Below are 12,611 nucleotides of genomic sequence, written 5' to 3'. Positions count from 1 at the left end.
CCGGTAAAAAAAATAAATGTAAGAATTTAAGCGGATTTATTCATGAGAATTCATGAATAATGACTTTAGCTCAAACAGTGCATGCACTTACTGAGCTAAAGTCAAAATTAAAACCAAAACGTTACCCCCCGGTTTGCAACGAGGGGGTATTGGTCAATCGTTTTTAACGATATTCATCATTGAGGATTTGATGTCAAAGAATTAAATCCTTAAATTTTAAATAAAAATATCTGCAGAAAACTATGCATACTAGACCAAAATGCAAACTGCTTTCTGACATTTACGATTGTTGATTGGGTTGATGTTTTTACTCGACAGGAATACAAATTTGAAATTGTAAATTTGTTAAATTATGGTATTAATAACAAAGGCTTAACTCTTTTTGCTTGGTGGGCGATGTCCAACCTCCTTCATTTAGCCTGTAAGGCTGAAGATGGTTTTAAGCTAAGCGAAATAATAAGGGGTTTTAAAAAGCAGACCGCTAAGGCTATCGTAAATTCTATTCAGCAAATTCCGGAAAGCAGAAAACATTGGATGTTGTATAGGTTTGAGTTCGTAGGGAACTTCTATAACCATATTCAGAAATATAAATTTTGGCAATAAACCAGCCACTCTGTTTTATTGGACACCAATCAGAAGATTGAACAGCGGATAAACTATATTCATGAAAATCCTGCTCGGGTTTGATAGTTATGCATCCTCGTGAATATTTGTATAGCTCAGCAGTAGGTTATTCAAACGAACAAGGTTTGGTTAAAATACATGTTGTGACATAACCCCTTATCGTTATAAACGATTGAGCAGCACAACCCCTCGTTACAAACGAGGGGCAGGTAGAAATTTCACGTTATTTGGTGTAGACCAATTCTTACTTATAAATCAACTCAAGAAGCAACTCAAGACCAGCCTGATCGTCCTGGTCGAACTGAGCCAGGTCGCGACTATCCACGTCCAGCACACCAACTACCTCGCCATCCTTAATAAGAGGCACCACTATTTCCGATTTCGAAAGTGAGCTACAGGCGATATGACCAGGAAAGGTCTCTACATCATCTACAAGAACCGTCTTTTTAGAATTTATACCAGCCCAGCAAACTCCGGTATCTTTTTTTAAACGCAGGCAGGCCACAGGCCCTTGGTAAGGCCCAACCAGCAACTCCCCATTCTCCAGCAAGTAAAATCCTGTCCAATAAAAGCCCTTCATTTTATGATGAAGCAGAGCAGCCATAGTTGACATCCGGGATATGGGATTATTAACAGGAGCTGTTAACTCTTCTATTTGGGCATATAACCTTTTATATTTGGCTAATTTAGGCGATTCTTTTCTCATGTTTAATTATCTTTTAAAACTTTCATGAATATGTATAACTATCTTTTCCCAAAATTTGAAACGACGAAAAAGACGAGATTAATGGAAACAAAAATGCAAGATAATCACTAAAGTTTATCTTGCACAATATTAAAAACTATGTCGCTATTATTTTAATCTTCAAGCATACTTTGTAATTTTTTACGGGTAAAGAAAATTCTACTTTTTACCGTCCCAATGGGCAATTCGAGCTTCTCAGCAATTTCCTTATACTTGTAACCCGAGGTATGCATGGTAAAAGGAATCTTAAATTCATCCTCCAATCTTTCGATACTTTGGTTCATTTCATTTACAGACTGTACCATTTCCGGTGTTTCTGACGCATAGTTGCCCTTGAATGCAACCCTATACGCATCTTCTGCCGACTCAAATGTGTTTCTGGTTTTTTGTATCCTACGATAATTGTTGATAAAGGTATTTTTCATGATGGTAAACACCCATGCCTTAAAATTCGTGTTCGACACAAATTGTTTTCTATATGTAAGCGCCTTTAACGTTGTTTCTTGCAACAAATCATTGGCATCCTCTTCGTTTGCGGTTAAACTAAGCGCAAAATACCTTAGCTTATCCTGTAAGCTCAGTAAGCTTTCGTTGAATTGCATTGCTGTCATGGTGTATTGTTTTTGGCCTGTTTGTTACTATTCTCTATTTGCTTTGATTGTTTAACAAATATACGACATCTATAAACGATACCAAAGGATTTTAAACTCTTTTATTATTTTATTTTTACTCATTCTAAATAACGATATCACATTTGCCTGTTTATCAGGTAAATTAATGAACAACTCAAGCAAAATCTAAATTACGATTAATTTCGGTTGCAAAAAACACTTTGTAAAAGATTAAACAAAAAAAATGGCGTCACCCCAAGGTATCGTCTGTATTTTAAATACTTACTAATTAACCCGTAATTTTTCGGTCATCTGTTTATGACCCATTCGTATTTTTACAAGATAAAAACCTTTCGGCAACTCCGGCAGTTCTATTTCCTGTTCATATATTTCAGAACCTTTAAAATATGCCTTCTTTATGAATTGCTGACCCGATGAACCAAAAACACTAACCTCAAATACACCCATGTAAACATCTTTTAGCAAAACCCTTACCCGGTTGCCCTTCGTAGGGTTAGGAAACACACTAACTTCAAAATCACTTGTGCTATTTTGGTTTACACTGGATATTTGCCCTTGAATTCGAATATTATCAATTACCCATCCCCAACCATCTTCAAATGGATCCGAATGCAATTTAAATCGGATCAATATGGTATCCCCGGCAGCAAAAGTATCATATAAGTTAACGTGATGATCCGTAAAATCTTTTGCCGAAGGAGTGGCTTTATAATCATTGACACCCTGATTCCAGATATCTTCGTATGAGAAGTCGTAACCCGGTGCCAATGCTTTCCATTCCAATCCATCTTTAGAACCTTCCACAACTGCATAATCAAAGAAATCTTCATCAGGGTATTCAGAATTTGTTTCACCTGTTTCCAGGTAAGCTATGTCATAGTATTTTAAAAAAGCCATTTCTTCGTCGTTGGAAATAATGATAGGATATTTTAAAGTATAAATTAGATCCACATTTTCCGGATAAGGATGGGGTGAGTGGATGGCATCATTGCTGAACTCTCCTTTTTGAATTGAAAAATAACTACCCACAAAATGATCTAAGTTAACCTCATCATCAAACTTATTGATATAAGAAGTAATGGGCTGCTCAACTGAAACAACTTCCAGATGCTTAACATTTGAGCTATACTTTTGCCCGTTCAAATAACCATATACTTGCAGTTTCTCCGAAGTCTCTATCGAACTTGAAACCGTATCTATCCTATTTCCTGCGCCCACATTCCTATAGGTTTTTACCAACCCTTTGTCGTTATATAGCTCAAAAGAATCCAGTTCAACATCAAACACCGTGCTTAACACATAATCGCCTCTCGGGTTAATCCCGGCGTTATCTATGAAAGGGTGTTTTATCTCGTTGCTCAACTGGGCCATCTTAACCGTCCAAACCCCTAACCCATGGGTTCCCAAAATTACCTCATCACCAACAATCTTTATATCCCAAATGGATACGGCCGGTATCCCGTTGTTTGCATAGGCCCAGGATAATCCATCATCTTCACTTATAAACAAACCTATTTCTGTCCCAGCCCAAATAGTAGGGGTACTGAATGGCATTACCTGCATTGTGTTTACTGCCACATTGGGGAAATTATTACTACTTGTCGCACTCGACCCAATTAAACCAAAACCCGACAAATCCTCCCACGTCTCACCCAGATCTGTCGTTCTTACTATTTTGGGGCGATTGGCCATCGAAAAAACCAAATAGGCCGTTTCCGGATCAACCGGGTGGGTTACAATATCTGTTATCGCCCCCATATTGGCAAAAGGCACAATTGAACTAAAAGTTTCTCCTCCATCTGTTGAAACATGAACTCTTCCTTTGGTAAAACCATCCAGCGCATTCACTCGAACCCCTGCCCAAACAATATCGGGATTGGCGTTGCTGATAGCTATTTTAGGCGTAGAATTTGAGGTGTAGCCCCAATATGTGCCCATAGATATGTTCTTCCAGCTGTCTCCAAAATCACTCGATTTCCACAAACCGGAATTTCCGCCCACAAACAGCAGGTCAGGATCGGCCAGGCAACTTGCAATGCAGGTAACAAAGGGGGCCAACTCCCCATCATCACTATCGGCAAATAAATCGGAGGTTATCGTCCAGGAATCACCGCCGTCTTCCGTTTTCCTCAGTTGGTTATAGTAATATGTTCCCATCATTAATTGCGGCTTGCGAGGATGCCATACCACATCGAAACCATCACCACCAAGAAGGTCCTCCCAATCGCTTAACTTACTGGGATTGATTCCCGAAAGGGCGGAACCATTGTCCTGCAGTCCACCAAAATACTGATATTGCTTGGGGTGACGCGTGATACCATAAAACTGCGACGTAACATATCCATTTGACTTTGATGTCCAAGTAACGCCGCCATCGCTTGAAGAACCGACACCTCCATCGTTACCCACAATTACAGAGAACGGATTGCCGACACCTTCCAAAACCGTAATATGATGATGGTCGGCATGGGCGTAATTGTCAGCCGTTAGGTTCTTTGACCAATCGCTTATTTGCGTAGCCATTAACTCCCTATCCTTTAGGTCATACGAACGAATACTGATATAGCCTTCGGGCAAATTGGGTTCGTCCCACGTGGCACTCTCGGCCAACTTTGGATAAATAGCCGTCATTAATTGGTAATTGCCATTATTTAAACTAACCGAATCACTTTTATTTTCTGCCTCATATAGCACATCATGAACCCATATCAACTCATACCCACCCGGGTAAACGTCAAACTTCCCGTTTTCATTGCCATCAACAATGGACACATGTAACTGTTCCCCAGTTGTTGTATTTATTACCTCAAACGGAATATCCCCATAACCCACATATTCCAGCTTACTCGAGTCTTCCGCAAAAACATGGGTAAAATCCGATTCCGAAGCTTTCCTTACCAAACGATGTGCCTTTTGGGATTTTCCGGGACCGAACTGGATTTGAACTTCGTTGAGTTTATTGTTAAACCCAGATAACACACACACCCCTCCGTTAGAATAGCTTCCACCAAAATATTCAAAATCCAATACGGAACTGAAGGTACTTGAAACGCTGAAAGCCTGAGTCCCTGTGGAGGAAATATCATTTCCCAGCTCAAAGCTATATAAATCAATTCCTCCAATAAAACCCCTATCGGTGTCCATTGGATTAACTGCCAACACATTGTTGTACCATCCTTGACTCATTAAAAATTCAGTGGGCGTTCCCGACTCGGTTGCCTTGGCCCATTCCGTGCCGCCATCCTGCGAATAATATACTTTTGAATTTACATCCATGGCATATAGTACATCCGGGTTGTTGCCGGAAACCGCAATCTCAATCCTTTCCGGATCAAACGAAGACATATCATAAACCAGAAACCAGTCCTCACCTCCATTCTCCGTTTTGAAAATCCCCTTGCCGTTTCTGGCCACCCACAAAATATCTTCATTGACAGGATGAATTATAATCCTCTGATATCTGTGGTATTGAGAGAGCGCAGTACCGTCCCAGGATATTCCTCCATCCACCGACTTAAAGACTCCTTGGTTGGTGGCTGCCCATAGTTTATTTTCATCGCTATGCGCAACCACTATGCTATTTACGTAGTAAAACTGGCTATTGCTTGTGGTGGATGTTAAGGCCGACCAGGAGTTTCCCCTATCAACACTTTTAAATATACCGTCGCCGCGCACGGCATCTATATTATAATATCCTTCGCCCGTTCCGGCATAAATCACATCCGGATTGGAAGGGGCCATAGACAAACATACCGTTGCCAGATTGGGTATATCCGGTGAAATGATATCCCAGGAAGCACCTGCATTGGCAGTTTTCCATATTCCACCAGATACAGCTCCTGCAAACCAGGTACTTTTATCGTCAGGATCAACAATAACGCACCTGGTTCTACCTCCAATATTTCCGGGCCCACGCTGAACCCACGCCAATGTTTCCGAGGCCGATTTTAGAGAATTTCGATGTGCAATGGCCGATTTCAGAGCCTTAATCTTATAACCTTCCTTATAATCGCTTTGTTCGTTCAGCGAAACCAGCGACTTCAAATACTCCATATACTTATCGGGCCTGTCCGGTTTGGCATAGCCATTTTTTCTGCGTTCAATTTTCTTATTGATATGTTGTTTTAGTATATCGGATGATGCTGTTGGTATCAGCTTTTTATTTGAAACTGATTCTTCCTTGCCCCAATAGCACACGACACCAAAAACCAACAACAAACAGGCAGAAATAAAAACCAGATTTTTTTCCATAAATGCAAGTTAAGAAATAAAAGGCAGCGATTAAAGGATAATAAAAGTATTGAATTTATTCCATAAAAAGATGACCTCATCATAAAATAAAAATCCTATGTAATAACAAGCATATTTAAATTACACGACTCCATTAAGCTCCACTTTAACTTTGCAAACTCACATCGTATAGATCCACGTCCTTTGCTTTACCCGACAGTTTTGCACGTTCTATAAAGGTTACCTGATATCCATTGGGTTTTATGCTAATGTTTTCAGCGAAACTCTTTGTTACGATTATCTCCTTACCATATTTCTTACATTGTTTCTGGATGCGTGCCGCCGTGTTTAACACATCCCCATGAAAGGCAAGTTCACTTTTTATTTCACCAACTTCAGCTGCCATTACCCTTCCCGAATTGATGGAAGCGGTAAAAATTGGCATCAGTCCATATTTTTGCTCAAAATGATTTCTATGTTTTTCCAGCTCATCTTTATATAAAAAAAAGAAATCAACCGCTTTGTTAAAATTTTCTATTTTATTGGCATTCCACGTGACCACAACTTCGTCGCCAACATATTGATAAACTCTGCCATAAGTCAACAGCAATGGGTCAGATAATATTCTGAAACAATCCTGAATAAAATCGCTATACTCCTCATGTCCAAGTTTTTCGGCAAAAGTGGTGGAAGACCTTAAGTCCAGAAAAATAAAAATTAAGTTTTCCTCTCTGGGCTTTTGATAATAGCCCATCATTACCCTTCCCAGCTTGGCAAAACCAATTTGATGAAACAAAGTGTGCAACAATTGATTAACATAGCTACCTATGGACAACACAATCAAAAAGAAAAGAATAGTTGGATTAAATAAAAAACGCCCTAAAGCATTAAAAGCTTCAGCCACTGACAACTGCATATCTACCATGTAATGCGCAAAGCCAAGCATAATAGCAAAAGCCAAAAAAACAATTGTATCCATAAAAATGACAATGACTGCCAAACGCCTGATATGGTATTTACGGACTAAAACGGGATACAAGAAATTACGCACATACCAACTCAAAACCGCAAAAATGGAAACCACCACCGAAGACAGTAAAACTTCATCGGCTACAAACTCCATTCCCCTCGACATTATATCGCGAATATTACCACTTTTAGTACCTAACACCCGGATAAAAATAGCGATTCGGATCACAACATTCCAATAGGCCAACGTCAATAACAAATACGATAAATGATATTTTAATTTTGAGGAGGAGTATTTAGATCTTAAAACCGGTGTCCAGTCCATAACAGCATCATTTACAATGAAACACAAGTGCCATAAAGTTTTTATTGTAGAATGTTAAAAACAAGAAAGCCGCTGTCAAACGTTGTGACAGCGGCCTTCAATCTTTAACCAAACCTAACCCTAAACTATGAGTGCTACAAATATAGCTACTGTATTGTTATTTACAAATTATTTTTAACTTTTTTTTCTATTAAAATCATAAATAATTCACAATTCTTTAAAAACATGCATATTACCTTTTAGTAAAAAAAAGAACCGCTGTCAACGTTCTGACAGCGGCCCTCAATCTTTAACCAAACCTAACCCTAAACTATGAGTTAATACAAATATACTGTAATTTGTATTAACTCCAAATTATTTTCATGTTTTTTTCATAAAAAAATCCAATAATCGTCACAATTAATCATTATCTGTAGCTCATAATTCTATTGTTCATATTCAATGCATGTATTGATTATTTCTAAAAAGGAAATATCTTTACTTAATACACCAAATCATCATTCATATTATGTATAGACTATTTTTATTATGGCTTTCAGCCTCACTATTTGCTTTGGGCTGTTCAAAAAAGAAATCAATGATACCCCACCAACTTCCTCAAGCTCCGATGGCAGAAAAAAAGGACTCCGCCATTACTTTTCACAACCACACCCGGATAGATCCTTATTTTTGGATGCGATTGACCGACGAACAAAAAAATGCACAAAGTCCGGATGAGCAGACTCAAAAAGTGCTTGACTACCTAAATGCAGAAAACGCATATACCGATACGGTAATGCAAAACACCAAACAACTACAAGAAAACCTGTTCCATGAAATTGTGGGTCGTATTAAAAAGGACGATGAATCAGTGCCCTACTTTTCTAACGGGTATTGGTATTACGTTCGATACGAAGAAGGCAGGGAATACCCCATCTTCTGTAGAAAAAAAGATTCATTGGATAATCCTGAGAATATTTTTTTAAACGTCAACGAATTGGCAGAAGGTCATGAATACTATGCCATTGGAAGCTTAACCGTTTCTTTGGATAATAAACTGCTGGCTTTTACCGAGGATAAGGTAAGTCGAAGGATTTATTCCATTCGTTTTAAAAACCTGGATACCGGAGACATCATCAAAGATGAAATACCAAACGTTTCTGCCGGCGGTGCCTGGGCCAACGACAACCAGACTTTCTTTTATACCACAAAAAACAAGGTTTCTCTTTTAAGCGAGAAAATATGGCGGCATAAGCTGGGCAACGATATTTCAAAAGACGTCATGGTATATCACGAAAAGGATCCGTCCTTTTACATCAGTGTTACCAAATCAAAGTCGGACAAGTACATCATCATTGGTGAAAGCAGCACATTGGTGAGCGATTATCATATTTTGAATGCCAACCACCCTACCGGAGAATTTAAACAGTTTACGCCTAGAGGAACGGAACATGAATATTCGATAAGCCACTTTGAAGACAAGTTTTTTATTGTCACCAATCACAAGGCCCAAAACTTCAGGCTGATGGAAACTACAGAAGATGCTACTGATATAAGCAACTGGAAAGAGGTAATTCCACATCGTAAAGACGTGCTGTTGGAAGGCATCGATATCTTTAAAAACCATTTGGTGCTCAGCGAACGTAAAAACGCCTTAAACCACCTCAGAATCATCAACCAAAAAACGAAAGAGCAGCATTATCTGGAATTTGGTGAAGAGGTATATGTTGCAGGCACCACCACAAATCCGGAATTCGACACTGAGATTTTGAGGTATAGCTATAGTTCCATGACCACCCCATATTCAACCATCGATTACAACATGAATTCAAAAACCAAGGACGTAAAGAAGGTAAGTGAGGTGGTGGGTGGTCACACCCCCGAAAATTATCATACGGAAAGGCAATGGGCTCACGCTCGCGATGGAGTGCAAGTGCCTATTTCCATCGTATATAAAAAAGGAACCAAGCTAGATGGGACAGCTCCTTTATTATTGTATGCTTATGGTTCGTATGGCGCGACAATGGATCCGGGTTTTAGTTCCACCCGCTTGAGCTTGCTTGACAGAGGGTTTGTTTTTGCCATTGCCCATATCAGAGGCGGACAATCCATGGGTCGTCAATGGTATGAAGACGGTAAAATGATGAAAAAGATAAATACTTTTAACGATTATATTGACTGCAGCAAATTCTTGATCGAGAAAAAATACACCTCGCCCGATCATCTGTATGCTATGGGAGGAAGCGCCGGAGGATTGCTGATGGGAGCCATTGTTAACATGGAACCCCAATTATACAATGGTGTTATTGCGGCCGTGCCGTTTGTGGATGTGATCAGCACGATGCTGGACGAAACCATTCCGCTAACCACCAATGAGTTTGACGAGTGGGGCAATCCTAAAAACAAGGAAGCCTATGATTATATGCTGAAATATTCCCCATACGATAATGTTAAGGCCCAGGAATACCCGAACATGTTGATCACAACTGGCTTATTCGATTCACAGGTTCAGTATTGGGAGCCCGCAAAATGGTTGGCCAAATTAAGAGACACAAAAACAGATAATAACCTTTTGATAATGCATACCAATATGGAAGCCGGACATGGCGGCGCATCGGGTCGTTTTAAACGATATCGCGAGACCGCACTCGAATACAGCTTTATGTTTATGCTGGAAGGAATTACCGAATAGATCCGGGAAACAGGGCAAATTGTATCGTCTAAACAGATGATGACTACCCGAAAATGAAATGGCTATAGCAATGATGGAAAAGTCACTGCTAAAGCCATTTTTAGTTTAGTTTCCCGGCAGAAACGCTGGCTACAATTGTACATTAACAACAATCACACTTACATTTGCCATCCGTATAATCTTCGCATTCGCATGTACGTTTTATGCTCCCCTTGCAATCGCAGTTGCAGTTGCAGTTGCAGTTGCAGTTGCAGTTGCATTCTTCATTATTACAACATTTTTCTTTTTCGCTCATTTTCATTTTTTTAGATGATAATTCTATGGTCACTTAAATAGACGTGCCCTCCATAAAAGGACGCAAAATTTAACACTTACAGTTCTTTTTTTCTATCGAAATTATATCTCCATATTTATCAGCTTGAACCACAGGACAACATTCCAAAAACAAATCCTTCAGTTTTTGCCGGACTCTCTGCACGCTCGACTTAGCCCCGGAATGCGATATGTTCATTAATTGAACATAATCTTTTTGCGACATATCGCCAAAGGCTGTTTTATCAAGAACATCTTTATAATTCTCAGGCAGCTGATGAACGAATGGCCTTAATCAAACCGAAAAATCCGGGGTATTTTCGTTATCCTCTTGCATTATGATGTTGCTGTCTATCTCCGATTTTTCCGGTTTTACTTTTCGATAGTAATCAATAATGGAATTACGGGTAATTTGATACACCCAACTTGTAATCTTGTCGTTTTCTTTTAATAAATCTTTTTTCAGGTGGATTTTTATAAATACATCTTGCAAAATATCTTCCGCAACCACATTATTGTGAACCCTGCTTTTAATAAACCCAAGTAATTGCAAACTAAAGTTATCCCATATCTTTTTTGTTATCATTTTTAGTTTTATTAAAATAGACGAAAAGATACAGAAAAGACGCAAAACAATACCGGTTTGCTTCAAAAATACCGCATAACTCATGATACTCCCGTTTTGCGCCATTAGAAGTCGATCGGCATTATATTTAATTAACTTGTTACAACCTTCTCAAACGCATTAAAAACCCATTGAACTTTTTCTATTCTCTTTCCTTTTTAATAAAATCTTTCGTCATGCAAACGCTTGTACTTTCACCCATCGTTCACCTGGAGGCCAGTCTTGATTTTTACAAAAAACTGAATTTTATTACCCTACTGGAAAAACCTAATATTTTATCCGACGGGAAATTTCTTATTGAAATCAATACTGATAAGTATGCCAGGACAGGAATTAAAATCATTCAGGATAGTTGGGAAAAAGAAGTCCAATCGCTCACTGACACCTATCCGTCATTTCCCATTGATAATGGTTATTTAGTCAGGGATAACAATGGAATATGGATTTATTTAATAGAAGGAAATGATTTAGATATCAAATTAGACAAACAACAATCACCTAGTCACCTCGGAAAATTTATGGGTATTAGCGTAGAAACAACCTCCTTCGACATTTCACATGCTTTTTGGAATAAATTAGGCTTTGTACAGGTGAGCGGAACTGCCGAACATGGCTGGATTGTATTGGCTAACCCCGATGGTTTTGCCGTTAGTTTTATGTTGCCTTTAAGTTGTCCCCATTCGTTTACTAATCCTTCAATGACCTTTTTTAACGATGGAAAGAATCTTGAGAATATTGCGAAAATACGTGAGGTTAATATTCCGATTAAAGAAGAAATAACTGCATTTAACCGGGCGGGTATTGCCGACAATATTGTACTACAGGATCCGGGAGGTTACGGCATATTCGTCTTTAACGACTAGTTCCATGCGATGGAGAACGATTAATAATTTACATGTCGCACAGCCCTCCATGCGATGGAGAACGAATAACAATTTACATGTCGCACAGCCCTCCATGCGATGGAGAACGAATTGAGGTTCACAAGAACATGCAATAATAACCGGTATAGATTAGCGGGTTGAGATTTAAGCCAAAAAAACTCGGGGCACGACTCCAAGTCGCACTCCGAGTATCTAAGTTATTTAATGCCGTCGCACGGTTAAAACGGCAAATCTTCTTTATCTCCCGCCGGTGGCACTTCCGCTTCGGTAAAAGGCGGTGGGGGTGTACCGGGCTCAGCCGTTGCCTGAACGCTCTCCAATCTCCAAGCTTCCAGGTTAGAAAAGTAATTTACTTTCCCATCCTTTTCCCACTTACGACCACGAATATTAAAAGACACCTTGATCGGATCTCCTAAGTTAAAAGGATCAAGTTGGGCACATCTGTCTTGTGTCAATTGGAACTTGATATAATCGTTCCAATCCGAGTTGCGCTCGTTCATCACCTCAATTACAAATTCTCTCTTTTTAAAGGATGCACTAATAGTTTGCTCATTATCCTTTACAATCAAATTTCCTACTAATTCAAAATTCATC

8 protein-coding genes are annotated in these 12,611 nt (G+C 39.2%); 2 read left to right on the top strand and 6 right to left on the bottom strand.

Annotated features, from left to right (window positions below; translation table 11 throughout):
* Positions 1 to 868: 868 nt before the first annotated feature.
* From ACT29I_RS20620 to ACT29I_RS20605, 4 genes are all read right to left on the bottom strand, one after another.
* Positions 869 to 1,330, bottom strand: coding sequence for a GAF domain-containing protein (locus ACT29I_RS20620; protein WP_430934804.1), 462 nt, complete (start codon positions 1,328 to 1,330; stop codon positions 869 to 871).
* Between the two features lie 152 nt (positions 1,331 to 1,482).
* Positions 1,483 to 1,980 (bottom strand): RNA polymerase sigma factor, encoded by a 498-nt coding sequence (locus ACT29I_RS20615; protein WP_430934803.1) that lies wholly within the window; start codon positions 1,978 to 1,980, stop codon positions 1,483 to 1,485.
* A 285-nt stretch (positions 1,981 to 2,265) separates the two neighbouring features.
* Entirely contained in the window at positions 2,266 to 6,252 is a 3,987-nt protein-coding gene (locus ACT29I_RS20610) for a T9SS type A sorting domain-containing protein (RefSeq protein ID WP_444794313.1), read from the bottom strand.
* A gap of 145 nt (positions 6,253 to 6,397) precedes the next feature.
* Positions 6,398 to 7,525, bottom strand: coding sequence for an adenylate/guanylate cyclase domain-containing protein (locus tag ACT29I_RS20605; RefSeq protein ID WP_430934801.1), 1,128 nt, complete (start codon positions 7,523 to 7,525; stop codon positions 6,398 to 6,400).
* A 577-nt stretch (positions 7,526 to 8,102) separates the two neighbouring features.
* Between ACT29I_RS20605 and ACT29I_RS20600 the strand changes: the two genes are divergently transcribed.
* Complete coding sequence (locus tag ACT29I_RS20600; protein WP_444794312.1) at positions 8,103 to 10,196, top strand: S9 family peptidase; 2,094 nt, start codon at positions 8,103 to 8,105, stop codon at positions 10,194 to 10,196.
* Between the two features lie 607 nt (positions 10,197 to 10,803).
* Here ACT29I_RS20600 and ACT29I_RS20595 read toward each other — a convergent pair.
* A complete protein-coding gene (locus tag ACT29I_RS20595) occupies positions 10,804 to 11,094 on the bottom strand; it encodes a sigma factor (protein ID WP_430934799.1) in 291 nt (96 codons plus the stop codon).
* 215 nt (positions 11,095 to 11,309) lie between these two features.
* On the opposite strand from ACT29I_RS20595, the gene ACT29I_RS20590 reads away from it, so the two are divergent.
* Positions 11,310 to 11,996, top strand: a complete 687-nt coding sequence (locus ACT29I_RS20590) for a hypothetical protein (RefSeq protein ID WP_430934798.1) — start codon at positions 11,310 to 11,312, stop codon at positions 11,994 to 11,996.
* Between the two features lie 239 nt (positions 11,997 to 12,235).
* Here the strand turns inward: ACT29I_RS20590 and ACT29I_RS20585 are convergent, their stop codons facing one another.
* Positions 12,236 to 12,610, bottom strand: a complete 375-nt coding sequence (locus tag ACT29I_RS20585) for a DUF3127 domain-containing protein (RefSeq protein WP_430934797.1) — start codon at positions 12,608 to 12,610, stop codon at positions 12,236 to 12,238.
* Position 12,611: the final 1 nt, after the last annotated feature.

This window comes from Saccharicrinis sp. GN24d3, from assembly GCF_052400645.1.
In the GTDB taxonomy this organism is placed as follows: domain Bacteria; phylum Bacteroidota; class Bacteroidia; order Bacteroidales; family Marinilabiliaceae; genus Saccharicrinis.
The sequence above is the reverse complement of the archived record's forward strand: the minus strand, read 5'-3'. Positions and strand labels throughout refer to the sequence as shown.